Origin of the sequence: Cryobacterium tagatosivorans, from assembly GCF_004402215.1 — a bacterium.
Classification (GTDB): Bacteria; Actinomycetota; Actinomycetes; order Actinomycetales; family Microbacteriaceae; genus Cryobacterium; species Cryobacterium tagatosivorans.
Genome location: NZ_SOEZ01000043.1, coordinates 13,192 through 35,322, shown reverse-complemented (window position 1 = coordinate 35,322; position 22,131 = coordinate 13,192). Strand labels below are relative to the sequence as shown.

At 68.5% G+C, this 22,131-nt stretch carries 22 protein-coding genes and 1 tRNA gene; 14 read left to right on the top strand and 9 right to left on the bottom strand.

Annotated elements, in window-relative coordinates:
- Positions 1-665 precede the first annotated feature (665 nt).
- The 6 genes from E3O23_RS08775 (at position 666) to E3O23_RS08750 (ending at position 7,432) form a co-directional block, all read left to right on the top strand.
- A complete protein-coding gene (locus tag E3O23_RS08775) occupies positions 666-1,466 on the top strand; it encodes a hypothetical protein (RefSeq protein ID WP_134490161.1) in 801 nt (266 codons plus the stop codon).
- Between the two features lie 120 nt (positions 1,467-1,586).
- Positions 1,587-3,188 carry a S1C family serine protease gene (locus E3O23_RS08770; protein WP_134490159.1) on the top strand — a complete coding sequence of 534 codons (1,602 nt, stop codon included), beginning with the start codon at positions 1,587-1,589 and terminating at the stop codon, positions 3,186-3,188.
- Positions 3,189-3,369: 181 nt separating this feature from the next.
- Positions 3,370-4,374 (top strand): glycosyltransferase family 2 protein, encoded by a 1,005-nt coding sequence (locus tag E3O23_RS08765; RefSeq protein ID WP_134490231.1) that lies wholly within the window; start codon positions 3,370-3,372, stop codon positions 4,372-4,374.
- Positions 4,371-5,183: a CDP-alcohol phosphatidyltransferase family protein gene (locus E3O23_RS08760; RefSeq protein WP_134490157.1), complete on the top strand. Its 813-nt coding sequence runs from the start codon at positions 4,371-4,373 to the stop codon at positions 5,181-5,183. Before E3O23_RS08765 ends, E3O23_RS08760 begins: the two co-directional genes overlap by 4 nt.
- A complete protein-coding gene (locus tag E3O23_RS08755) occupies positions 5,170-6,072 on the top strand; it encodes a glycosyltransferase family 2 protein (protein WP_134490155.1) in 903 nt (300 codons plus the stop codon). The genes E3O23_RS08760 and E3O23_RS08755 overlap by 14 nt, the downstream gene beginning before the upstream one ends.
- A 34-nt stretch (positions 6,073-6,106) precedes the next feature.
- Positions 6,107-7,432 (top strand): hypothetical protein, encoded by a 1,326-nt coding sequence (locus E3O23_RS08750; protein ID WP_241983395.1) that lies wholly within the window; start codon positions 6,107-6,109, stop codon positions 7,430-7,432.
- Positions 7,433-7,441: 9 nt separating this feature from the next.
- Here E3O23_RS08750 and E3O23_RS08745 read toward each other — a convergent pair whose 3' ends face one another.
- Positions 7,442-8,341, bottom strand: a complete 900-nt coding sequence (locus E3O23_RS08745) for a hypothetical protein (protein ID WP_174776614.1) — start codon at positions 8,339-8,341, stop codon at positions 7,442-7,444.
- Between the two features lie 150 nt (positions 8,342-8,491).
- Here E3O23_RS08745 and E3O23_RS08740 point away from each other — a divergent pair, with 150 nt between their 5' ends.
- Entirely contained in the window at positions 8,492-8,806 is a 315-nt protein-coding gene (locus E3O23_RS08740) for a helix-turn-helix domain-containing protein (protein ID WP_134490153.1), read from the top strand.
- Here the strand turns inward: E3O23_RS08740 and E3O23_RS08735 are convergent.
- From E3O23_RS08735 to E3O23_RS08720, 4 genes are all read right to left on the bottom strand, one after another.
- On the bottom strand, positions 8,803-9,120 hold the full coding sequence (locus E3O23_RS08735; RefSeq protein WP_134490151.1) for a hypothetical protein: 318 nt from the start codon (positions 9,118-9,120) through the stop codon (positions 8,803-8,805). The two genes, E3O23_RS08740 and E3O23_RS08735, sit on opposite strands and share 4 nt — an antisense overlap.
- 145 nt (positions 9,121-9,265) lie before the next feature.
- On the bottom strand, positions 9,266-10,012 hold the full coding sequence (locus E3O23_RS08730) for an ABC transporter ATP-binding protein (RefSeq protein WP_134490149.1): 747 nt from the start codon (positions 10,010-10,012) through the stop codon (positions 9,266-9,268).
- Entirely contained in the window at positions 10,012-10,812 is an 801-nt protein-coding gene (locus E3O23_RS08725; protein WP_241983394.1) for an ABC transporter permease, read from the bottom strand. Before E3O23_RS08725 ends, E3O23_RS08730 begins: the two co-directional genes overlap by 1 nt.
- A 118-nt stretch (positions 10,813-10,930) precedes the next feature.
- Positions 10,931-11,623, bottom strand: a complete 693-nt coding sequence (locus E3O23_RS08720; protein WP_134490147.1) for a phosphocholine cytidylyltransferase family protein — start codon at positions 11,621-11,623, stop codon at positions 10,931-10,933.
- Positions 11,624-11,883: 260 nt separating this feature from the next.
- Between E3O23_RS08720 and E3O23_RS18870 the strand changes: the two genes are divergently transcribed.
- Genes E3O23_RS18870 through E3O23_RS08705 form a run of 3 tightly spaced genes read left to right on the top strand, consistent with a single transcriptional unit; the run spans position 11,884 to position 15,413 of the window.
- A complete protein-coding gene (locus E3O23_RS18870) occupies positions 11,884-13,527 on the top strand; it encodes an ABC transporter ATP-binding protein (protein WP_420897653.1) in 1,644 nt (547 codons plus the stop codon).
- Positions 13,503-15,077: a hypothetical protein gene (locus tag E3O23_RS08710; protein WP_134490145.1), complete on the top strand. Its 1,575-nt coding sequence runs from the start codon at positions 13,503-13,505 to the stop codon at positions 15,075-15,077. Before E3O23_RS18870 ends, E3O23_RS08710 begins: the two co-directional genes overlap by 25 nt.
- 51 nt (positions 15,078-15,128) lie before the next feature.
- Positions 15,129-15,413 (top strand): DUF3039 domain-containing protein, encoded by a 285-nt coding sequence (locus E3O23_RS08705; protein WP_134490143.1) that lies wholly within the window; start codon positions 15,129-15,131, stop codon positions 15,411-15,413.
- Here the strand turns inward: E3O23_RS08705 and E3O23_RS08700 are convergent, their stop codons facing one another.
- The gene (locus E3O23_RS08700) at positions 15,414-16,736 is read right to left on the bottom strand and encodes a nicotinate phosphoribosyltransferase (protein ID WP_134490141.1); all 1,323 of its coding nucleotides are present in this window, start codon (positions 16,734-16,736) and stop codon (positions 15,414-15,416) included.
- Between the two features lie 41 nt (positions 16,737-16,777).
- On the opposite strand from E3O23_RS08700, the gene murI reads away from it, so the two are divergent.
- The 4 genes from murI (at position 16,778) to E3O23_RS08680 (ending at position 19,990) form a co-directional block, all read left to right on the top strand.
- Entirely contained in the window at positions 16,778-17,647 is an 870-nt protein-coding gene (murI, locus tag E3O23_RS08695) for a glutamate racemase (protein ID WP_134490139.1), read from the top strand.
- Positions 17,644-18,378, top strand: a complete 735-nt coding sequence (rph, locus tag E3O23_RS08690) for a ribonuclease PH (RefSeq protein WP_134490137.1) — start codon at positions 17,644-17,646, stop codon at positions 18,376-18,378. Before murI ends, rph begins: the two co-directional genes overlap by 4 nt.
- 3 nt (positions 18,379-18,381) lie before the next feature.
- Positions 18,382-18,972, top strand: coding sequence for an RdgB/HAM1 family non-canonical purine NTP pyrophosphatase (gene rdgB / locus E3O23_RS08685; protein ID WP_134490135.1), 591 nt, complete (start codon positions 18,382-18,384; stop codon positions 18,970-18,972).
- 106 nt (positions 18,973-19,078) lie between these two features.
- Positions 19,079-19,990 carry a cation diffusion facilitator family transporter gene (locus E3O23_RS08680; protein WP_134490133.1) on the top strand — a complete coding sequence of 304 codons (912 nt, stop codon included), beginning with the start codon at positions 19,079-19,081 and terminating at the stop codon, positions 19,988-19,990.
- Between the two features lie 87 nt (positions 19,991-20,077).
- On the opposite strand, the gene E3O23_RS08675 is transcribed toward E3O23_RS08680, so the two are convergent.
- The 3 genes from E3O23_RS08675 to E3O23_RS08665 all read right to left on the bottom strand — a co-directional run bounded on the left by E3O23_RS08675 (position 20,078) and on the right by E3O23_RS08665 (position 22,102).
- Positions 20,078-20,812 carry a DedA family protein gene (locus E3O23_RS08675; RefSeq protein WP_174776615.1) on the bottom strand — a complete coding sequence of 245 codons (735 nt, stop codon included), beginning with the start codon at positions 20,810-20,812 and terminating at the stop codon, positions 20,078-20,080.
- A gap of 247 nt (positions 20,813-21,059) precedes the next feature.
- Positions 21,060-21,141: transfer RNA gene (locus E3O23_RS08670), tRNA-Leu, on the bottom strand.
- A gap of 10 nt (positions 21,142-21,151) precedes the next feature.
- A complete protein-coding gene (locus E3O23_RS08665; protein WP_241983393.1) occupies positions 21,152-22,102 on the bottom strand; it encodes a LysR family transcriptional regulator in 951 nt (316 codons plus the stop codon).
- Positions 22,103-22,131: the final 29 nt, after the last annotated feature.

Genomic DNA, 22,131 nt, shown 5'->3' with positions numbered 1-22,131 from the left:
CCGTGTCTCTCCTTGTCGCTCCGCGTCGCGCTGCGATTCTGCCCCTGTGGATAGATCGCACGCGGCAGCGGGACTCTGCCCTACCGTGGCTGCATGCGGACTCCGTCCCATCACCTGCTCACAGTGTGCGCCACGGCGATGCTGGTCATGCCGGCGCTCGCCGCGTGCGCCACAGCCCCGGCTCCCGCTCCCAGCCACACGGCCGCCGGCACGGATGCCCCTGTCTTCGCGTCCGACGAGGAAGCGCTCGCCGCCGCCGAAAAGGCCTACGCCGCGTACCAAGCCATGTCTGACCTGATAACGGCAGACGGAGGCGCCGAGTCCTCTCGGATTGCGCCGTTAGCGACCCGCTCTTACCTTCCCGAACTCCTTGCCGGTTTCGAAGCCTTCGCACAGGATGGTCGTTCGAGTCGAGGGGAATCGATGTACGACACAGTGTCCCTCGTGCGATACGGCGACGAATCGACGGGTAAGGCTGAGGTGGCCTTGTACCTCTGCTCGGATGTGTCCAGCGTTCGATTGGTCGATCGCAACGGCACTGATAGAACCCCGACTGATCGGCCAAATCGCATTCCGTTGCAGGTGAGTTTGGTATCGAGCAGTCGGGATCCATCCACTCTCCTCATAGACAGGGAAGACGTATGGTCAGGCGAGAATTTCTGTTAATGGCTCTGGTCTTGGTTGTTCTGGCATCAGTAGTATTCGACGCACCGATTGCGTTTGCCTGCACTCTGGCCCAGCGCGTCGGAAGCAACTGCCCGGAAGCAAGCGGCGTGTTCGACCACGGCGGGGTGGACCTTTCGGCGGGGTTCGACAGCAACTCCGGTGGAGGCGTAGGAACGCCCCGCGGTGTCAACGGAACCGGCCCCGGCGGCGGCCAGGACGGCGCCCAGGGCTCCATCGACCTCGCGGACCCGATGGTGATCGTGCGGGACGGCTTCACCGTCAACTGCGTGCCTCGCTCGCCCTGCGACCCGAGCCTTGTGGTGAGCATGAGCGACCTCGTGAACTTCCAGCCGGTCGTCCCGACCCAGGGGATGGAACCGAACGGCTGGATCGTGGTGGGACTCCCCACCAACTTCTTCGCCGCGGCATCCGCGCACACCAGGTCGGGCCTGCTGCTCGGGTTCCCCGCCGAGGTGAGGTTCACGCCCGCGGGCTACCGCTGGAACTACGGCGATGGAGCGACGGGCGGTTCGACCACGGGTGGTGCCCGCTGGGCAGACCAGAACCTGCCCGAATTCTCGGAAACGGCCACCAGCCACACCTACCTCGCAGCGGGAGACTACGTCATCACCCTGGCCGTCGACTACGCGGCCGAGTACCGTTTCGCCGGCCAGCCGTGGAAGGGCATTGGGGGTACGCTGGCCGTGCCGGCAAACCCGATCACAGCCCCCGCCGACACAGCGAGGACCGTGCTGGTTGCCCGGGAGTGCACCCGCAATCCGAGCGGCCCCGGCTGCTGACGGAGCGCAGCTGCGAGGCCCCGGGCAAGGTCACGGCCTCGTCATGGGACGCTCTCAGCCTGTGCATATAAAACGTTCAGGTTCGGGCGCGAAGCTGGCAACGCTTGGAAGGAGCACACCATGACCGACAGCAATCAAGATCCCGGCAACACTCCAGACCACACTCCAGACCAGACTTCAGACCAGACTTCGGGCCAGCCGCAGGCGAACGAGCCCGCCGAGGCCGGCCCCGCCGCGCCCCCAGCGACGGATGTTCCGCCCGCCGCTCCGCAGGCGCCCGGCGGCTACGGCGCCCCCGCTGCTCCCGCTGCTCCCGCTGCTCCCGCTGCCGGCGAAACCGGTCCGACCGAGTCCTACGGCACCGATGCCTTCGGGCGCCCCTTCGCGGCGCCTTCGGCCGGCCCCGGCTACCCGGGAGCACCGCAGCCCCAGCCGACCGCCGCCTACCAGGACGGCTACCCCACCGAACAGTACGGCCCCATCCCGCCGAAGGAGCCTGCCCGGCGCAAGGGGAGCGTTGCCCTGGTCGCGGCGCTGGCCATCGGCGCCCTCGTCGGAGGCGTATCCGGTGCCGGCGTCACCGCGCTGGTCCTGACCCAGCAGAGCAACGGCGTGCCGGTCAGCCAGGCCGAGGGACCGGGCAACGTCGTTGTCAACAACAGCGACAGCGTCACGGAAATCACCGCGGTGGCCGCGAAGTCGTCGCCGAGCGTCGTCACGATCAGCGTGGCGAGCGGCAATGCCGGTGGCACGGGCTCCGGCGTCATCCTCAGCAAAGACGGTTACGTGCTCACGAACACGCACGTCGTGACCCTCGACGGCGCCGTGGCCGACGCGAAAATCCAGGTGACGGCCCAGGACGGCAAGCTGTACAAGGCGACCGTCGTCGGAACCGACCCGGTCTCCGACCTGGCGGTCATCAAACTGACCGACGCGTCGGGACTGCAGGCGATCGACTGGGCCGACTCGGCCAAGCTCAACGTCGGTGACACGGCAATCGCCATCGGCGCGCCGCTCGGACTCGCCGGAACCGTGACGAACGGGATCGTGAGCGCGCTCAACCGCAGCATCACGGTCGCCTCCTCCGCGGCGCCGAAGACCACCGAGGAGCCGGGCCAGAACGATCAGAACGACGGCCAGAACCCGTTCGACTTCTGGAACTTCGACATCCCCAAGGAAGACGGTTCCCAGCAGCAGTCGGGCCAGTCCAAGGGCAGCATCTCCTTGCCCGTCATCCAGACGGATGCCGCGATCAACCCCGGAAACTCGGGCGGCGCGCTGCTCAACGGCAAGGGCCAGCTGATCGGGATCAACGTGGCCATCGCCAACGCCGGCGGAAGCTCCACCACCGCGGCCGGCAGCATCGGCGTCGGCTTCGCCATCCCGTCGAACCTGGCCCACCGCATCTCCGACGAGCTCATCGCCGACGGCAAGGCAACCCACGGGCTGCTCGGCGCGTCGGTCCAGAGTGCGACCAGCGACGCCGACAGCGCCACCGTCGGCGCGCTCATCAAGGAGATCTCCGCCGGGGGCGCGGCCGAGAAGGCCGGCCTGAAGTCGGGTGACGTCGTCACCAACTTCAACGGTGTGCCGATCACCGACGCGAACGACCTGACCGCGCAGGTGCGCGCCCTCGCCGCCGGGGCCGACGCCAAGCTCACCTACGTGCGCGACGGCAAGTCGACCACGGTGTCCGTCACGGTCGGTGAGCTCACCAGCTGACCGATCGCTCCTTCCCGCACGACTGCGCCGCCGGCCCAACACCGGCGGCGCAGTCGCGTCCGCACGTCGCCGGGTGAAATACGGTGACTGATAGGCTCTATCGACCCGCCCCACAAACGGAAAGACGGCCAGCCCGGTGCCCCAAGACGCAGAGGAACGGCTCGTCGGCGTCTCCTATGTGATGCCCGTACTGAACGAGGTGTCGCATGTGCGCGCCGCCGTCGACAGCCTCCTGCAGCAGGACTACCAGGGGCCGTTCGAGGTCACCCTGGCCCTCGGCCCGAGCATCGATGGGACCACCGAGCTGGTCGAAGAGATGGCCGCGATCGACCCGCGCATCCAGGTGGTCACGAACGAGGTCGGCTCAACCCCGGCCGGCCTGAACACCGCCATCCGCGCCTCGCACTACCCGGTCGTGATCCGGGTCGACGCGCACTCGGTGCTGCCCCCTGACTATGCCCGGATCGCCGTGGAGACCCTCGAACGCACCGGCGCCGCCAATGTCGGCGGCATCATGGACGCGCAGGGAGTCACCCCCTTCCAGAAGGCCGTCGCCCGCGCCTACGGCACGCGCGTCGGGCTCGGTGGCACGCCCTTCCACGTCGGCGGACGCGAGGGCGAGGCGGACACCGTGTACCTCGGCTGCTTCCGGCGCGACAGCATCCTCAAGGTCGGCCTGTTCGACGAGAGCATCAAACGCGGCCAGGACTGGGAACTCAACCGCCGCCTGCGCGAATCGGGCGGTTCGGTGTGGTTCACGCCCCGGCTCAAGGTGCTCTACCGTCCCCGGCCGAGCCTGTCCCGCCTGGCCAGGCAGATGCTGTCCACCGGGCTGTGGCGGGGAGAGCTCGCGCGGCGCTTCCCGGCATCCAACGGCCTTCGCTACTTCGTTCCGCCGTTGATGGTCCTCGGGGTGACGTTCGGCGTTCTGCTTGGACTCGCCGGGCTCGGTCAGCTCATCGCCGGCACGGCACCGTGGCTTCTGCTCGGTTTCCTCATTCCGGGCGTCTACCTCGTCTTCGTTGCCCTGGCCACAATCGCCGTGGCGCGCCCCGACGGGTTTCGTGCCGCACTCTGGTTTCTCGTAGTCTTGCCGTGCATCCACTTCTGCTGGGGTGTCGGCTTCGTGCTCGGCTACCTCAAGCTCACAAACAACATCACCGCACACGCGGGAAGGGGACTATGACGCCAGGTACCCCGGCGGCGGCACGACCCTCCTCCATCGCCGAACTCCGCGCCGTTGCGCAGCCGCCCGAGGTGCGCCTGCGGGCGAACGCCGAGCACTGGACGGCCTCGCTCTACTTGCGCGACCTCTCCCCGTACGTCACGTGGATGCTGCTCAAGACCAACATCTCGGCCAACGGCGTGACCGCCCTGATGATCCTCGTCGGCTGGTCGACCGCGGCTGCCCTGCTGATCCCCGGTGTGTGGGGGGCGTTGCTGGCGCTGGTGCTCGGACAGCTGCAGATGCTCATCGACTGCTGCGACGGCGAGGTCGCCCGCTGGCGCAAGACGTCGTCGCCGGCCGGTGTCTTCCTTGACAAGGTCGGCCACTACAGCACCGAGGCGCTCATCCCGATCGCCCTCGGCATCCGTGCGGCCGCCTACCCGTTCGAGGCGCCGGCCGATTTCCTCTGGACGACCCTCGGAGTGCTGCTCGCGCTGATCATCGTGCTGAACAAGGCGCTCAACGACATGGTGCACGTCGCCCGGGCCAACGCCGGCCTGACAAAGCTGGCCGACACGCACGGGGAGAAGACCCCCACCTCCAGCGCACTCGTGCGACTGCGTCGGCTGGCCCGCTTCGTGCCCTTCCACCGGCTGTACCACTCGGTCGAGTTGACGATGCTGATCTTCGTCGCCGCCCTGGTTGGCGTCTTCGCCGGCCAGCCCCTGGTCGACCGGGCCGTGCTGATCGTCCTGGTCCCGCTGGCGTTCCTGGCACTCATCGGGCACTTCGTCGCAATCATGGCCTCCAAGCGTGTCCGTTCCTAGCCGGAAGACGCCCGCCTCGAACACGACACCCACCGTTGGTGTCGTCGTGCTCACCCAGGGAACGCGCCCGGAGGACCTGGGCCGGGGCATCCGCAGCCTGCTGGCCCAGCGGGGGGTGCACCTCGACATCGTCTGCGTCGGCAACGGCTGGCAGCCGGTCGGCCTGCCCAAGGAGGTCACCTCCCTCGGGCTGCCGACCAACCTCGGTATCCCGGCCGGCCGCAATCGCGGGGTGTCCCAGGTCAGCGGTGAGTACCTCTTCTTCCTCGACGACGACGCCAGCATCCCCGACCCGAACTTCCTGATCGAGGCGATCGACAAACTGCGTGCGGACCCGAGCATCGGCCTGCTTCAGCCCCGGGTCGTCGACCCCACCGGGGTCACGTCGCCGCGACGCTGGATTCCTCGCATTCGCAAGGGCAAGGCGACGCACTCGAGCAACGTGTTCTCCGTCTGGGAAGGCGCCGTGCTGATGCCGCGCGTGGTCTTCGACTCGACCGGCGGATGGGCGGAACCGTTCTTCTATGCCCACGAGGGCATCGAGCTGGCCTGGCGTGTCTGGGACCAGGGGCTGCGCGTCTGGTATGCGGGCGACCTCGAGGCGAACCATCCGGTGATGCATCCCACCCGGCACAGCCAGTACTACCGGCTCAACGCGCGCAACCGGGTGTGGCTGGCGCGCCGCAACCTGCCGGCTTTCTTCATTCCGATCTACGTGGGGTCGTGGACGGCCATCCAGGTGCTGCGCTGGGCACGCAACAAGCCGGCCCTGACGGCCTGGTTCGAGGGCTGGCGTGAAGGATGGGCGACCGACCCCGGGGAGCGTCGTCCCATGGCCGCTCGCACGCTGTGGCGGATGACGCTGGCCGGGCGCCCTCCCGTCGTCTGACTTTTCGCCGCCGCGGGCTGGGTAGGCTGGAAACGTGGGTATCAAAAAAGACGTCAAGCTTGCGCTCAAGCTGGTCAAGGACGCCGTTTCGTCCCGCAAGGTGTCACGTCTGCTTCGCGACCGGCGGGAGGCGGGCGCGGAGTTGCCCGCGCATCACTTCAAGATCGCCGTGTACTTCGCCGACGGGCCGGTCAACATGTACCAGATGCGCCAGTGGTACAAGCCTCTCGCCAAGCTGGCCGAGACCTGGCCGGTCCTCGTGCTGAGCCGGACCGGCGGCGGCACCCTCCAGCTCCTGGAGGAGTCGCCCCTCCCCGTTGCCCACGTGCGCAAGGTTTCCGACCTCGAGGACGTGATCGCGGAGCAGGACATCCGCATCGTCTTCTACGTCAACCAGAACGCAAGGAACTTCCAGATGATGCGCTACGGGCGCCGCTGGCACGTTTTCATCAATCACGGTGAAAGCGACAAGATGTACATGGTCACCAACCAGTTCAAGGCGTATGACTACTCGTTCGTGGCGGGCGACGCCGCGCTCGCGCGGCTGAACAAGGTGCTGTGGGACTACGACTTCGACAAGCGGGCGATCAGGATCGGGCGTCCCCAGGCCGACTACTTCACGGGTGAGCTGCCCTACACGCCGGATGAGCGCCAGGTGGTTCTCTACGCCCCCACCTGGGAAGGCGACCGCCCGGCGGCAGCCTATGGCTCCATCGCGACTCACGGCGTCGCCCTCGTGTCGGCGCTGCTCGGCACCGGACGCCACCGCGTCATCTACCGCCCACACCCGCGCAGCGGGGTCCTCGATCCCGTGTACGCCGCGGCCAACAAGCAGATCATCGCGTCGATCGAGGCAGCGAACGCCCGCGATTCCGCAGCGCAGCACATCTACGACACCGGGGCCGACCTGGGCTGGCAGCTCTCGGCTGCGGATGTCGCGATCGTCGACATCTCGGCGATGGTCTACGACCGGCTCGCCACGGGCAAGCCGCTCATGGTGACCCGGCCGCTGAACCCGGTCGCGCAAATCGACACGAGCGGCTACCTGTCCGACTGCGAGTGGCTGCACTCCGCGGACGCCGCCGCCATCGTGGCGGACGTGGATCGGCTGACGCACGACCCGACGGCCGAGGCGCGCCTCGCCGTGTGGGTCCAGCGCTACTTCGGCGACACCACACCGGGAGCGGCCACGGCCCGGTTCCACGCCGCGGTGCAGCACCTCATGGACGAATGGGAGCGGTTCGCCGCGCTGCACGCGGGGGAACCCGAAGTCGTCGACGAGCGGGGAGAAGTGCTCGAGGGCGGCGACGACACCAGCGACGACACCAGCGAAGACACCGCGGGCGGCGACGCGGCCTAGCCGGTCGCCTCAGTCGCCGGTCGGCGGCACCGGGACAACCGGCCCGGCGGGCGGTTCGGGGACGAGGTCCGTGTGCGGGGTCGGCTTCCGCCGCTGCAGGGCCCGCGGCAGCGCGGCGCGCGCGCCCTGGCCGAGCTGGGCCATCCGACCGGCAGCGCCGGCCCGGACCGTGATCTCGCGAACGCGAGGGTCAAGCTCCTGGCGGTAGTGCTGTGGGGGCTGGCCGAAGGCCATCCGGGAGGAGAGCACGACCTTCCGGCCCAGGATGCGGTTGCCCGCCCCGCCGATGACGGCGCCGATCCCGAACGGAACGGCCTTGCCGATCAGGCTGGCGCCGCCCTTGGCCGCGAACTGCCTGATGAAGGCGCTCTTCAAACGGTCGGTGAGCGGACCGAGAATCGCGCGGGGCATACTGGTGGTGACCAGTTCCCCCCAGTACGCGGTCCGGCCTGTGCCGCCGCCGGAGACCTGCCCGGCGAGCTGGCGCACGAGGTCCGACCCTTCACGGCCGAGCATCATGGTCATCACGAGCGCGCGAGCGCGCTCGTGGTCCTCGACGGCGATGTTGTGCACCTCGCTCATCGACTGGGCGAAGAGGGCAGTCGCTTCGAGGAAGCCCGCCGTCTCAATGCCGGAGAGCGCCAGGGTCACACCGGTGCCGACCCCGGGGATGACGGCCGTGGCGCCAACCGCGGCGCCCCCGGTCGTGACGGCCGTGAGGTAGCGCCGCTCGAGGATCAGGATGAGTTGTTCGGGTGTCGCTGCGGGGTTACGGCGGCGGATGTCACGGATGTGGGCGAGCACCACCGGACGATGAATCGCCATCAGGCGGTCGAACCCCTTGACGACTCCGGACGGCAGTTGCCCACCGACGGGAGTCCCACCCGTTTCCGAAATGATCGGTTTCACTCTCCTGGCCATCGTGCATCCCTCCATGGTCGTTCCTCGAGTTTACGTCGGCACCCCCGGTGGTCCAGCCTGTCGGAACCCCGGTCGGGCATATAAGCGCAGCGCATCCATCATCTGGTGCCCAAGAAACCGTGCAACTAAACATGAGGGATGCCTGAGCCCAAATCTGAAGCGTCCCGGATCCTGGGGCTCCGGCTGCGCGAACGGCGGCTCGCTCTCTCGCTCAACCAGGAGACCGTGGCTCACCTGGCGGGCCTGAACGTGTCCAACTACGCCCGCATCGATCGGGGCCACGGGAACCCGACCTTCTACACCCTCATCCGGCTGGCCATCGTGCTGGGCCTGGAGCCGAGCGAGTTGCTGGTCGGGCTCACGGATGAGCAGCTTCCGCCGACCCGGGACAGCTACACGGCCCTGGACTTCCGGCGCGAGCAGGAAGCCCGCGCGCGCCGGGGACGCGGCTAGAAGCTCACCCGCCAGAGGTACTCGTCACCGCACGGCCGGAACCAGCGGACGATCAGCACGGTGTCCCGCTCGATATCCCGGCCGTGCACCGTGACGGGGAGTGCCTCGCCCGGGAGCAGCCGGCGGGGCGCGGACGCACCCATCACGGCCGCGCCGAGGATGCTCGCGGACACGCCCCAGAGAGGCTCCGGTCCGGTGTTGACCAGGAGGTAGGTGGGTGCGTGCCGCCGGTCCACACGCCAGGGGACTCGGTACGCCATCGCGAGGGGAGTCGAGGAGAGGCGCCGCACCCGTTGGTTGTCGTTGGCTGTCATGGCGGTCACGGTAGCGGCGGCATCCGACGCGCCGGTGCGCCTGCGGGCCGAGCCGTCGGATGCCGGTGACAAGCCGGCAGGCCGGCTCCCTGTGGAGGACCTGTGCCCGGCCCGCGCACCGCCGGGCCGCGCCGGGCCCGCGCGGTCAGGCCGGCTTGATGCCGTAGTCGGCGTTGTAGCGCGCGAGCACCTCGGTGATGGGAGCGTCCAGCACGAGGTCGCCCTTGTCGAGGTAGAGTCCGCGCGTGCAGAACCGGCGCAGGTCGCGTTCGTTGTGGGAGACGAAGAAGAGCGTTCGCCCGCCGGCGAGCAGTTCTTCGATGCGCCGATAGCACTTCTCGCGGAAGGCCTTGTCTCCCACGGCGAGCACTTCGTCGACCAGGAGGATCGGTTCCTCGAGGCGTGAGATGACCGCAAAGGCGATGCGCACCTTCATCCCGCTCGAGAGGTGCTTGTAGGGCGTGTCGATGAAGTCGGCGATCTCAGCGAACTGGATGATGTCGTCGAAGCGCGAGTCGATCTGCTTGCGGGTCATGCCGTGCAGGCCGGCGGTGAGGTAGACGTTGTCGCGCACGCTGAGGTCGTCGACGAAGCCGCCGGTGATCTCGATCAGCGGGGCCACGCCCTCGACCACGTGCACGGTGCCCTCGTCGGGGAGGACGACGCCGGTGACGAGCTTGAGCAGCGTCGACTTGCCCTGGCCGTTCCTTCCCACGACGCCGATCGCTTCGCCGCGCTGCACCGTGAAGGAGACATGGCGCAGGGCCCAGAACTCGCCCGGACGGCTGCGGCGCTTACGCCCGGCGAACAGGTCCTTGAAGTTTCGGCGCCCTCGCCGGTTCCGACGGAACCGGATGCCGACATCCGTCAGCGCGATCACGGGGGCCGCCACTAGATCTCCTTCAATACGGCGCGCTCCGTGCGTGCGAAGACGACCAGGCCGAGGGCGAGGAAGAGGAACGACATCAGGATGCTGACGCCGACGACGAACCAGTCGAGCTGCTCGGGGAAGAAGGCGGCGCGGTACAGGCTGAACAGGCCGCTGAGCGGATTGAACGCCGCCCAGAAGTGCAGCTGCGACGGGAGATCACTCGTGGCGTAGATAATCGGGGAGGCGTAGAACAGGAACCGCAGCACCAGCTTGATCGCCCGCTCGAGGTCGCGGAAGAACACGACGAGAGGCGCGACCAGCAGCCCGACTCCGGCGGTCAGCACCGTCTGGAGGATGATCGCCAGGGGGAAGAGGAACACGCCCATCGTCACCGGCGCGCCGTAGGCCACGGCGAAGATCACGAGCACGGGGACGGAGGCCAGGAACTCGATGCCCTTGGACAGCACGAGCCGGTTGACCCAGATCGTGCGCGGTATCCGCGTGGAACGGATGAGTTTCGCTTCGCGCAGGAACGCCCTCGTGCAGTCTGCGATGGCCCCGTTGAACCACATCCACGGCAGCAGCGCGGAGAGCAGGAAGACGATGTACGGATCGTTGCCGACGGTGCGTTCGAAGACCTGGGTGAAAACGAACCAGTAGATGCCGGCCATCACGAGCGGGTCGAGGATTGACCAGAAGTAGCCGAGCGCCGAGGTGGAGTAGCGCACCCTCAGGTCACGCTGGGTGAGCAGCCAGAGGGAATGGCGGTATCGCGCGAAGGGAGTGCGTTGCTCGGGGCGCACTTCGGCGTAACTACTCACGCGGTCTATCGTAGGGGCGCTGGGGGCGGCCTCCGAACGCACCAAAAGAAAGACGGGTGCAGCCGGGCTGTCCGCCCGGGTGCACCCGTCCTGTCTGAGGTCCGCTTAGAGCGATAGGTCAGACGAAGAGGTTTGCCCGCTCCAGGTCTTCGGCGAAGTCGACCTCGACAGCGTAGAAGTCGGAGATGTCGACCGGCTCAACGAGGAGGCGGTTCGTCTCGATCGCGAGCTCGATGCCGCGTTCGAAGTAGTCCTGGTCGCCGACCTTGGCGAGGTGACGAAGCAGCATCCCCTTGTCTTTGGCGGAGATGTAGTTGATGCCGACGGCCTCGCCGAGACCGTTCTTCACGGTCTTCGAGAGTTCCTTGATGTAGCCCTCGGCGCTCGTCGTGTACTTGACTTCCTCGTCCGAGACCTTGTCGGTGTTGACCATGACGAACGACTGGTCGCGGGCCATCATGGCCGCGGCGCGGTCGAGGATGGCCGGGTCGAAGACGACGTCGCCGTTCATCCACAGCACGCCGCCGGGAGCGGACGCCTGCAGCGCGCGCATCAGGCTCTTGGACGTGTTCGTCTGGTCGTACTGCTCGTTGTACACGAACGATGCCTGCGGGAACGCCTCGATGATGTGCTCGAGCTTGTATCCGACAACGATGGTGACCTTGGCCCGGGAGCCGAAGGCGTGCGCGATGTTGTCGAACTGCTGCTGCATGATCGTGCGGCCGTCGCTGAGTTCGGTCAAGGGTTTGGGCAGCGAGCGGCCGAGACGGCTGCCCATACCTGCTGCAAGAATGACTACCTGGGTCGTCACGATTATCTCCTCAAAAAGGGGTGTGGATGACCGCGGCACAGCACTCTCAGGTCGAGAAGTTTGCCTGCGGTTCACCCATAAGTTCACGTTAAGACACACCATTATGCCAACGTCAGTGTACCGTGCCGCCCCTCTCTGGGGGAACCCTGGCCCTATCCGCGTGTCTGATTCGTGATGGTCCGTGGAGGGGTTTCACAGCTTGGGGGCACTGATTTCGACTCGATCCCACGCTCCAAGACGGTCCTTGGTAGGTTAGCGAGGTGACTCCACTGACGCCCGACTCCGAGCCCGAAGAGACGGCCTCCGCCTCCCGCGCGGCGGCCGTTGAGTCGTCCCAGGGGTACCCATCGTCGACGGATGCCGCAGCCGCACAAGGCCCCGGGGACAAGCCGAAAAGCGTGCGCAAGCCCCCCGCCCGAAAGCCCGCTGCCCCCCGCGCCAGGCCCACAGGGTCTACCGCAGGCCGGCCTGCCACCGCAAGGTCGACGACCGCGAAGACCGGCGCGAAACCCGTGAGCGACGCCGTGCACGAGTCCGCGAAGGAGGCCGTGCCCGAGTCCGAGAAGGACGGGAACAGCCCGGCGACCTCGAAGACGACCCGACCGGCGGCGGCCAGGCCTCCCGTCGCGAGGTCGACCGCCGCGCAGACGGCGGCCCGTGCCAGCGCCGCGAAGACCACCGAGGCGAAGTCGGAGGCGGCGGCGAAGTCAGGAGCTGCGCGCTCCACCGCGGCCAAGGCATCCGCGGCCAGGTCCGCCGCCGCACGGACAGCCGCAGCGAAGACCGCCGCGGACAAGAAGCTGGCAGCGGCCGAAGCGAAGGCCGCGGCCGAAGCGAAGACCGCGTCCGAGGCCAGGACGGCGGCCGAAGCGACTGTCGCGGCCGAAGCGACTGCCGCAGCTGAGGCCCGCGCCGCAGCGAGCCGCTCAGCATCCGCCCGCGCCGCGACAGCGACCGCCGCGGCGCTCGTGTCCGATGGCGGGCGCACCGTTCCCGAGTCCGCGGTGACCGCCGACCCAGCGGCCCCGACGACCGCTGCCCGGAAGTCGACGGCATCGGTCCCGGCGCGCGCACCCCAGGCGAGCGCGGCCCGCAAGCCGGTGGCCGCACCGGCTCCGCCGTCCGCCTCCGCCCTGGAATCCGCGCCCATCGTTATTGCCGCGTCCGGGCTCGTCAAGAGCTTCGGCCAGAACGTCGCGGTCGCCGACATCAGCCTCGAAGTTCGAGCTGGCTCGTTCTACGGCATCGTCGGTCCGAACGGCGCCGGCAAGACGACGACCCTGTCCATGGTCACCGGCCTGCTCCGCCCCGACTCGGGATCCATCCGGGTGAACGGCATCGATGTCTGGAAGAACCCCGTCGAAGCCAAGCGCATCATCGGCGTGCTGCCCGACCGCCTGCGCCTCTTCGACCGGCTCACCGGCGCCCAGCTGCTCTACTACTCCGGGGTGCTGCGCGGGCTCGACGCCGAGACCGTCCGCGTGCGGTCCGCCGACCTCGCGGCCGCCTTCGGCCTCGAAGACGCGCTCAACCGGCTGGTCGCGGACTACTCCGCGGGCATGACGAAGAAGATCGCGCTGGCGTGCGCCATGATCCACTCGCCCCGCGTGCTCGTCCTCGACGAACCGTTCGAGTCCGTTGACCCCGTCTCGGCCGTCAACGTCACCGAAATCCTGCAGAAATACGTGGCCAGTGGCGGCACCGTTGTGATCTCCAGCCACGGCATGGACCTCATTCAGCGGGTGTGCGACCACGTCGCCATCATTGTGCACGGCAAGGTTCTCGCTGCCGGCACCATCGCGCAGGTTCGCGGTGAGAAGACCCTGGAAGAGCGATTCGTCGAGCTGGCCGGTGGGCGCAAGGTTGTGGAAGGCATGGAATGGTTGCACAGTTTCTCGGACTGAAACTCCGGCTGCTCGCCAATCTCTTCCGGCGTAGCCCCTGGCAGGTCGTTGGAATTGCGGTGGGCCTGCTCTACGGGCTGGCCCTCGCGGTCGGAATCGTCGTGGTCCTGGTCGGCCTGCGTTTTGTGGACGACACCGCCCTGGTCCGCGACGGGATGATCGTGGCCGGGTCCCTGGTCGTGCTCGGCTTCCTCCTGGTGCCGCTGGTCTTCGGCGTGGACGACACCATGGACCCGCGCGCGTTCGCTGTGCTCGGCATCCCGAATCGCCGGCTGTCGCTGGGCCTCGCGGTGTCCGCGCTGATCGGGGTGCCTGCGATCGTCCTGACGGTCGTCCTGCTCGGAACGGTGGTGACGTGGTCCCGCGGGGTCATCGAAACAATCCTGGCCCTGATCGCCGCGGCGCTGCTCCTGGCCACGTGTACCCTGGCCGCGCGGGTGAGCACGTCGGTCGCGGCCTTCCTGCTGGCCACGCGTCGCTCCCGCGAGTTCACCGGAATCCTCGGCGTGCTCCTCCTGGTGATGATTTCGCCGGTGGTCGTGCTCCTGATCAATGTCGACTGGGGCCGCGACGGCGTCGAGGTGTTCGGCCGCCTCGCGGGGATCCTCGGCTGGACCCCGCTGGGGGCCGGCTGGTCGGTGCCGGGTGACGCCGCGACGGGGGAGTGGGGCGCGGCGTCCCTCAAACTGCTGATCGCCGCGGCCACGGTTTACCTGCTCTGGCTCGCCTGGCAGGCCCTGGTTGCGAAGATGCTCGTCACCCCCGCACGCGAGGCGCACGTCAAGAACTACGGGGGCCTCGGCTGGTTCGATCGCCTTCCACCGAACTCCGTCGGCGCGATCGCCGCGCGCAGCCTCACCTACTGGGGTCGTGACTCCCGCTATTGGGTCTCGCTCCTGATGATCCCGGTCGTGCCCGTCCTGGCCGTCATTCCGCTGTCCATCGCCGGGGTGCCGGGCCAGTACCTCGCCCTGTTGCCGGTGCCGATGATGTGCGTGTTCCTGGGCTGGGCGACGCACAACGACGTCGCCTTCGACAGCACCGCCGTCTGGCTGCACGTGGTCTCGGGAACCCGGGGCATCGCGGACCGGGTCGGCCGGCTCATCCCCGTGCTCCTCGTCGGCATTCCCCTGATCGGGGTGGGATCGGCCGTCAGCATCTACCTCTACGGCGACTGGGCCGCACTCCCGTCGATGCTCGGGGTGAGCACGAGCATCCTATTGGCGGGCCTCGGCTTCTCCAGCTTCACCTCGGCGCGCTTCCCGTACCCGGCCACGAAGCCGGGCGACAGCCCGTTCTCCCAGCCGCAGGCATCCGATACCACCGCCGCGATGATCCAGTCGCTCACCTTCATCGGCGCGATCATCCTGTCGCTGCCGTCGATCGTCATGGGGCTGCTGGGAGTTTTCTCGGATCCCGTCTGGCACCTGCCGGCCTTGTTCTGGGGTCTCGGCATCGGGGTCTGCGCCCTCGTCGCCGGTGTCTGGCTGGGTTCGCGCACCTTCGAGCGCCGCGGTCCGGAGATCCTCGCCTCCGCCCTCCGCGCCTGAACCCTCGCTGCAGGCATGGCCTCCTCCGCGCGGCTGTTTTAGACTGGGAGCATGACTGACTTTCGCGCGAGCATCGCAGAACCAGGCCAGCCCGGCGGCGGCACGTCGACGCTGGACCGCGAACTCGAGGAGCTCCTGAACCAGGAGCAGATCGAACCGGGCGACCACGAGCGCTTCTCGCACTACGTGCCCAAGGACAAGATCCTCGAATCGGCGATGACCGGCAAGCCCGTGCGCGCGCTGTGCGGCAAGAAGTGGCTGCCCGGGCGCGACCCGGAGAAGTTCCCGGTCTGCCCGACCTGCAAGGCCATCTACGAGAAGATGAAGGCGAAATAACTACCGGAAGGTCGTCGGGATCACGGCGTCGCCGTGACCCAGCCGGAATGCCTGGATCGGCAGCTCCTGCATGACGTTCGCGTTGTGCGCCCGGGCGCGCTGCGTTCCCGCAGCCCCCAGGTAGCGCTCGTCGACCTCGCCGTTGGTAATGAGGGGAACGAACAGTCCCCGCTCCACGGCGTTGGGATCGACATCCGGGGCCGGGGAGGCGGGCGCGTCCCCGACGAAGATGATCTCTTCGCGCGCGGTGCCGCCCGCGTCGATCAGGCGTGCGGCGTTCTTGCGCCCACCGATCGAAGCCTTGCCGATCGAGGTCTTGGCCACCGACATCCACTCGCCGGCATCATCCCGGCGGGCGACGAGCTTGTAGACCATCCCGGCGGCCGGCGCGCCCGAGCCGGTCACCACCGAGGTGCCCACCCCGAAGGAATCCACGGGTGACCCGGAGAGCGCGGCGATGGAGTACTCGTCGAGGTCGCTGGTGACGGTGATCCGCGTGTTCACGGCGCCGAGCGAATCCAACTGCACGCGGGCCGCGGCGGCCACGGTGGGCAGGTCTCCCGAGTCGATGCGGATCGCTCCCAGGCCGGTTCCGGCCACCTTGACGGCGAGCTCGATGCCGCCGGCGATGTCGTAGGTGTCCACGAGCAGCGTCGTCGCCGCGCCGAAGGCATCCACCTGGGCGCGGAAGGCATCCTCCTCGGTGTCGTGCAGCAGGGTGAAGGAGTGCGCCGCCGTTCCCATGGTCGGGATGCCCCAGGTGCGCCCGGCCTCAAGGTTGCTGGTGGAGGCGAAGCCGGCGATGTACGCGGCACGGGCCGCCGCGACGGCCGCGTGCTCGTTGGTGCGACGGGAGCCCATTTCGGCGATCGGACGCCCGAGGCTGACCGAGACCATCCGGGCCGCCGCGCTGGCGACCGAGGTGTCGTAGTTGAGGGTGCTCAGGATGAGGGTCTCGAGGATGACGGCCTCGGCGAAGGTGCCGTCGACCACGAGCAGCGGCGACCCGGGGAAGTAGGCTTCGCCCTCCTGGTAACCCCAGACGTTGCCGCCGAAGGAGTAGTCGGCCAGCCAATCCAGCGTGGGCGCACGCACGACGTCGTGCTCCCGCAGCCAGTCGAGTTCGGCATCCGTGAACCGGAAGTCCCGGATCAGTTCGAGCAGCCGGCCCGTGCCCGCAACAATGCCGTAGCGCCGCCCGTTGGGCAGGCGCCTGGCGAATGTCTCGAACATGCACTCTCGATCGGCCGTGCCGCTCTGGATGGCGGCGTCCACCATCGTGAGTTCGTAGCGGTCAGTGCGGAGGGCTGGGGACTCGATCACGCCGCACAGCCTATCGGCCCGCGCCACTAAGGTTGTTTGACGTGACGGATGCACCGATTGGAATTTTCGACTCCGGCGTGGGCGGCCTGTCTGTCGCCCGGGCGATCAAGGACCAGCTTCCGGGCGAGTCGCTCCTCTACATCGGCGACACGGCGCATTCCCCCTACGGGCCCAAGAAGATCGCCGACGTGCGACAATTCGCGCTCAACGTGCTCGACGACCTCGTCGCCCAGGACGTCAAGATGCTGGTGATCGCCTGCAACACCGCCTCCGCGGCCATGCTCCGGGATGCCCGGGAACGGTACAGCGTGCCGGTGATCGAGGTCATCCAGCCGGCCGTCCGACGGGCCGTCGGCACGACGCGCAACAAGCGGGTCGGGGTGATCGGCACGGTGGGCACCATCAACTCCCTGGCCTACGAGGATGCGTTCGCCGCAGCCACCGACATCCGCCTGTTCACCCAGGCCTGCCCGCGGTTCGTCGAGTTCGTCGAGGCCGGCGTGACGACCGGGGACGAAGTGCTCGCGGTCGCCGAGGAATACCTGGCGCCCCTCCGCGACGCGGGCGTCGACACCCTCGTGCTGGGCTGCACCCACTATCCGTTCCTGCGCGGCGCGATCTCCTATGTCATGGGCGACGCCGTGACCCTGGTCTCCAGCGACACCGAAACCGCCAACGATGTCTACCGGACGCTCGTCAGCCAGGGCCTGGAGCGCGATCTGCCGGGCCCGCCCACCTACCGGTACGAGGCGACCGGTGACAGCGCGGAGGAGTTCCTCGCCCTGGCCCACCGCCTGATCGGCCCGGAAATCTCCCGGGTCGACCTCATCGAGACCGGCTCCATCAGCCTCAGCGAACTTGCCGAGTTCGCCGCTTTTCAGAATCAAGCTACCCCCAAGGAGAACTCGTGAGCGACACCCTGCGCGCCGACGGACGCACCACCGACCAGCTACGCGAGGTCACGATCGAGCGCGGCTGGAGCGACCAGGCCGAAGGCTCGGCCCTGATCTCGTACGGGCGCACGAAGGTGCTCTGCACGGCCTCGTTCACCAACGGCGTGCCGCGCTGGATGGCCGGCAAGGGCAAGGGCTGGGTGACCGCCGAGTACTCCATGCTCCCGCGGTCGACCAGCTCCCGGATGGACCGCGAATCGGTCAAGGGCAAGATCGGCGGGCGGACGCACGAGATCAGCCGGCTGATCGGACGGAGCCTCCGCGCCGTCGTCGATATGAAGGCCCTGGGCGAGAACACGATCGTGATCGACTGCGACGTGCTGCAGGCCGACGGCGGCACCCGCACGGCGGCGATCACCGGCGCGTATGTCGCCCTGGCCGACGCCCTCGAGTGGGGCCGGGATAAGAAGTTCATCGGCCAGAAGGCCGTGCCGCTGCTCGACAGCGTTTCCGCGGTCTCCGTCGGGATCGTCAAGGGTGAGCCGATGCTCGACCTCGCCTACGTCGAGGATGTGCGTGCGGAGACGGACATGAACGTCGTCGTCACCGGCCGGGGCCTGTTCGTCGAGGTGCAGGGAACGGCCGAAGCCGCGCCCTTCGACCGGAGCGAACTCGACTCCCTGCTCGACCTCGCCCTCGCCGGCACGGTGACCCTGACCGAGTTCCAGACCACCGCCCTGGGGCGCTGAGCCATGCAGATCGTGCTCGCGACCCACAACCAGCACAAGGTCGAAGAGCTGCGTCGCATCCTCGAGCCCAGGCTCCCGGGGATCGAGGTGCTCGCCTACGACGGCCCCGAGCCCGTCGAATCGGGGACCAGCTTCGCCGAGAACGCGCTGATCAAGGCCCGCACGGCGGCAGCGCACACCGGGCTGCCGGCCGTCGCGGATGACTCCGGAATCTGCGTCGACGTGCTCGGCGGATCGCCGGGGATCTTCTCGGCGCGCTGGGCCGGGCCGAGCAAGGACGCGGGCGAGAACCTGCGCCTGCTCCTCTGGCAGCTGGCCGACATCCCGGACGAGCACAGGGGAGCCCACTTCACCTGCGTCGCGGCGCTGGCCCTCCCCGACGAGACCGAGTGGCACGTGAGCGGAGAGTGGTCGGGGCACATCCTGTTCGAGCCCTCCGGCAGCGGCGGCTTCGGATACGACCCGATCTTCCTGCCCGACGGCTACGCGATCTCCGCCGCCGAGCTGACCCCCAACGTGAAGAACGAGCAGAGCCACCGCGCGCGGGCCTTCGAGCACCTCATCCCGGTACTCGAGACCCTGCTCCCCGCCTGACTTCCGCCTGCCGCCTTCCGGCCTCCCGCCTGCCCTCCGCCTGCCATCCGGGGGACGCGGGGCCGGGGCGGTGGTGATCGCGCGCGCGCACCCCTAGCGTTGACCTATGGCTCACGATCACACCCCGGCTGCGGCCGGCAACCGCACGCGGCTGACGATCGCCATCGGCATCGTCGCCTGCGTGCTGGTCGTCGAGGTGATCGGCGCCTGGCTGACCGGGTCCCTCGCGCTGCTGGCGGACGCCGGCCACATGTTCTCCGACCTCGCCGGCCTGCTGATCGCACTCGCGGCCACCGTGGTCGCCGCCCGGCCGCCCACCGACCGGCAGACCTACGGCTATCAGCGCGCCGAGGTCTTCGGGGCGCTGATCAACGGTCTGATCCTGGTGGCCGTGGCCGTCGGCGTCGTGATCGGCGCCGTGTCCCGGCTGGTCGCCGCGGACCAGGCCGAGGTGCGCGGAACGCCCATGCTCGTCGTTGCCGTCATCGGGCTGGTCGCCAACGTGGCCGCGCTGCTGCTGCTGCTGCGCCCGGCCGCGGCGAACTCAATCAACATGCGCGGGGCCTACCTCGAGGTGCTCGGCGATACCCTCGGCTCGATCGCGGTGATCATCGCGGCCGGCGTCATCCTGACCACCGGGTTCCAGCAGGCCGACGCGATCGCCTCACTGCTGATCGCCGGGATGATCCTGCCGCGCGCGTATTCGCTGCTCCGCGACGTGGTGCGGGTCTTCAGCGAGTCGGTGCCCAAGGACACGGATGTCGCGGAGATCCGCAAGCACATCCTCGAGACGGCCGGCGTCGTCGCCGTGCACGATGTGCACGTCTGGGCCATCACCTCCGGCGCCCACGTCTTCAGCGCCCACGTGGTCGTCGACCCGGCGGTGCTGAACTCCGGCGGAGCCGGTGCGCTGCTCGATGAACTCTCCGACTGCCTGTCCCACCACTTCGACGTCGATCACTCGACGTTCCAGCTGGAACCGGCCGGCCGCGCCGGCCACGCCTCGCCCCACGCCTGACCCCCCTTCGCCGAACTGTGAGTTCGGCACCTTCCCGGGCCCCGCGAAGGTGCCAAACTCACAGTTCGGCGTGTGGGGGGCGCGGCGTCAGGCCTCGTGCTTGCCGTCGTGCTCGGACTCGAAGGCCTCGGGGTCCAGCACGAGACTGTCCGTGGTCGGCAGGACCTCGCGTTCGCGTGCCTCGCGGCGGGCCTTCACGGCGGACTGGATGTAGTGGAAGATCGTCGGGATGAGGGTGATCCCGACCGCGCCGATCAGGATCAGGTCGATGTAGTCCCGCACGAAGTCGGCGACCGGCGGAATGTAGCCGATGAAGAATCCGAAGTAGGTGAGCCCGGTTCCCCAGAGGAGCGCGCCGATCAGGTTGTAGAGCGTGTACTTGCGCTGGTCCATGCGGCCGACGCCGGCGGCGACGGGGGCGAAGGTCCGCACGATCGGCACGAAGCGGGCGACGATCACGGCGACGCCGCCGAAGCGCAGGAAGAACGCGTTCGTGCGCTCGACGTTCCTGATGCTGAACAGTCCCGATTCCTTGCGCTCGAACACCCGCGGGCCGAAGCGGCGGCCGATGAAATAACCCGACTCCCCGCCGAGGAACGCGGCCAGGCCGATCGCCAGGGCGACCCACCAGATGTCGATCCGGATCACGCCGGCAAAGGTGAGGAGCCCGGTGATGACGAGGAGGGTGTCGCCGGGGAAGAGGAAGCCGACGAGCAGACCGGTCTCCGCGAACACGATCGCGCACACGCCCAGGAGCGCCCAGGCGCCGAACCCGTCGATGAGGAGTTCGGGGTCGAGCCAGGGGATCAGTGCGGTGTGGATCACGAGGGAACTCCAGTCGGCGGCGGCAGGTGGCCGGGCGGCAGCGAGGCGCGGGTGCTGTCACAGGCTACCGCGTAACGCCGGGAAAATTCCCCGGCAAAGGGGCGATCCGGTCGAGAGGAACCCGCGGGCGTGAACTGACGCTGGAATCGAGATGAATTCCCCGGCGCTGCGGCCGACGGAGGCGGGACTCACGGCCCGGAAGCGGGCCTCCGGTCCCATGACGTACGCGCCCTCTGTCCTGCTGTGCGGGAGAGGGGACTTGAACCCCCACGCTCGAAAGCACAGGAACCTAAATCCTGCGTGTCTGCCAATTTCACCACTCCCGCGAGTGCCGTCCTAGTCTACTGAGCCGTCCACTCGGCCGGCGGCGGGGCGGCCGAGGAGGTGCTGCTCGTACGCGGCCGTCTGCCTGCGCAGCGCATCCACCACAGCGGCGACGGCCGGCTGGCACAGCGAGTCCGGCCGCAGCACCATCCAGTACGGCAGGCGCTCCTGGAAATCGTCAGGTAGCAGGCGCACCAGGTCGGGGTGCTGGTCGGCCATGAAGCAGGGCAGGAAGCCGATTCCGGCGCCGGCCCGGGTGGCCTCCACGTGCACGAAGACGTTCGTCGAGCTGATCGAGTCGCGCATGGTGGGCACGAGCCGGCGCGGGGCATCCAGGTCGTCGACCGCCAGCATCGAATCCACGAAATAGACGAGCGGATGCTCCGTGAGCTCGGCCACCGTGGTCGGGGTGCCGTAGTCGGCGAGGTAGTCCCGCGACGCGTACATTCCGAGCATGTAGTGGCCGAGGCGGAATGCCTCGGCGCGGTGTACCTGCGGCTCGCCGACGACGATCTCGATGTCCAGGCCGGAACGGTGCTGCAGGGCGCGGCGGGTGACCGTGACGATCTCCACCCGGAGCAACGGATGCCGGCGCCGCAGGGCCGCGACGGCGGGGGCGGCGACATGCGCACTGAAGCCGTCGGTGGCGGACAGCCGCACGACGCCGGTGAGCTGGTTGGGCTTCTCCGCTTCGCCGCCGAGCAGGGCGACGGCCGATTCGACGCCCTCGGCGGCCCGGGCGGCCCGCGTCCCGAGGTCGGTCAGCTCCCAGCCGCCGACCGTCTTCGAGAGCAATCGGCCGCCCAGCGCCTTCTCCAGCGCCGCGATCCGGCGCGACACGGTGGTGTGGTTCAGGTCCAGGCCGTCGGCCGCGGTCGTGAACCGGCCGGTGCGCGCGACAGCGAGCAGGATCAGGAGATCGTCGGGGTTCGGCAGAGGCGCCGGTGCGGACGGGAGGGTCATATCTGCAATTATGCACATGCCGTGTGATG

Excerpts from the sequence above, each read along its gene's own strand:
- E3O23_RS08765 (WP_134490231.1), top strand. The coding sequence starts at position 3,370 with ATGCCCGTACTGAACGAGGTGTCGCATGTGCGCGCCGCCGTCGACAGC.
- E3O23_RS08705 (WP_134490143.1), top strand. The coding sequence starts at position 15,129 with ATGACTGACTTTCGCGCGAGCATCGCAGAACCAGGCCAGCCCGGCGGC.
- E3O23_RS08740 (WP_134490153.1), top strand. The coding sequence starts at position 8,492 with ATGCCTGAGCCCAAATCTGAAGCGTCCCGGATCCTGGGGCTCCGGCTG.
- rdgB (WP_134490135.1), top strand. The coding sequence starts at position 18,382 with ATGCAGATCGTGCTCGCGACCCACAACCAGCACAAGGTCGAAGAGCTG.
- E3O23_RS08665 (WP_241983393.1), bottom strand. The coding sequence starts at position 22,102 with ATGACCCTCCCGTCCGCACCGGCGCCTCTGCCGAACCCCGACGATCTC.
- E3O23_RS08770 (WP_134490159.1), top strand. The coding sequence starts at position 1,587 with ATGACCGACAGCAATCAAGATCCCGGCAACACTCCAGACCACACTCCA.
- E3O23_RS08760 (WP_134490157.1), top strand. The coding sequence starts at position 4,371 with ATGACGCCAGGTACCCCGGCGGCGGCACGACCCTCCTCCATCGCCGAA.
- E3O23_RS08775 (WP_134490161.1), top strand. The coding sequence starts at position 666 with ATGGCTCTGGTCTTGGTTGTTCTGGCATCAGTAGTATTCGACGCACCG.
- E3O23_RS08710 (WP_134490145.1), top strand. The coding sequence starts at position 13,503 with ATGGTTGCACAGTTTCTCGGACTGAAACTCCGGCTGCTCGCCAATCTC.
- E3O23_RS08735 (WP_134490151.1), bottom strand. The coding sequence starts at position 9,120 with ATGACAGCCAACGACAACCAACGGGTGCGGCGCCTCTCCTCGACTCCC.
- E3O23_RS08680 (WP_134490133.1), top strand. The coding sequence starts at position 19,079 with ATGGCTCACGATCACACCCCGGCTGCGGCCGGCAACCGCACGCGGCTG.